We start from the raw sequence: 1,326 nt of genomic DNA on the forward strand, positions 1-1,326 counted from the left end.
GTCTCCTCCGCCGACGCCGAGATCTGCGCCGAGGACGCCGACAGCTCCTCCGACGCCGCCGCCACCGCGTCGGAGGAGGCGACCACCGAGGACATCACCGAGCGCAGGTTCTCGACCGCGGCGTCCAGCGCCTGGCCCATCTGGCCCATCTCGTCCCGGGTGGTCAACCCACTGCTGCGGGTCAGGTCGCCGTCGGCCAGGCCCTGGACGACGTCCTTCACGCGGCCAGTGGCACGAGCGATCCCGGCGGCGACGTACCAGCCCAGACCGAGCGCGATGCCCACGCCGACGGTGATGAGGGCGATCGAGGTGGTCCGCTGGGTCTCGTACTCGTCGCGGATGTCGTCGGCGGCAGCCTCGGCCTCGGTGGACTCGAGCTCCCGCAGGTCGGCGATGTCCTCCTGCACCTGGTTGACGACCGGCGCGACCTGGGCCGAGTTGACCGCGCCCCAGCCCGCGTAGTCGTACTCCCGCGCCAGCGGGCCGAGGACGGAGCGCTGGAGGTCGAGGTACTCCGCCATGCCGGCTTCGATCCGGTCGAGGACATCGAGCTTCGCCTGCTGCGAGGTGCCCGTGCGGTAGTCAGCGGCGACGGCGCTGAACTGCTCGGCCAGGCTCTCGACCTCGCCGATGGCGGCGGTCGGGTCGCTGCTGAGGATGACGTCCCGGGTGTTGACCCGCATGTCCGCCACGAGACCGTCCATGTCCGAAGCGTCGGCGACGCCGATCAGGTTGTCCTCGTACAGGGCCTGGGCGGAGTCGGCGCTCTGACTGAGCGCGCTCAGCCCCATGACCCCGATCCCGGCAGCGACCACGCCGGCCACGCCCGCGGTGGCGAGCACCTTGGTCCGCACACTGCGGTCGCCCCACCAGGAGCCGGGTCGGGCCAGCGAGCTTCGGGACATGGTCTTCTCCTGAGGGGGTCGAACAGAGGGCGGGAATGGACCGGGGAAACAGCCCTCCGGCCGTTTCACACCCGACTCCGCGAAAGGCGGGATCTGCGGTACCGAAACCATGGTGTCCGATGCGGAAACGGAACGTGCCGTTACACGGCGCGTGTCGTGTCGTGCACGATGAGAACGCGCGACGACCTCTCCTGATGGTCTTCTTGTCGACACCTCCGACAGCAGTCGACGAATGCCGGAATGGTCTTGGAACGGCGCCGGCCGCCGTGCCCCCACTGAGGACACGGCGGCCGGACGGTCGCGCGGGATCACCCGCCGCGGTTCACCAGGTGAAGGTGGCCACGCTGCTGCGCAGGTCGCTGGCCATCCGGGACAGCTCGTCCACGGCCTGCCGGGTCTGCGACAAGGCCTGCGTGGTCGA

The 1,326-nt window shown here is 70.2% G+C and carries 1 protein-coding gene and 1 pseudogene; both read right to left on the minus strand.

Annotated features, from left to right (window positions below):
• Nucleotides 1–905: MCP four helix bundle domain-containing protein (locus HLA93_RS20275; protein ID WP_222196251.1), on the minus strand; the 905-nt coding region annotated here is incomplete at its 3' end.
• 322 nt (nt 906–1,227) lie between these two features.
• Nucleotides 1,228–1,326 (minus strand): annotated as a pseudogene (locus HLA93_RS22640) (methyl-accepting chemotaxis protein); the annotation flags it as partial.

The organism is Modestobacter italicus, assembly GCF_019799965.1.
Taxonomy (GTDB): domain Bacteria; phylum Actinomycetota; class Actinomycetes; order Mycobacteriales; family Geodermatophilaceae; genus Modestobacter; species Modestobacter italicus_A.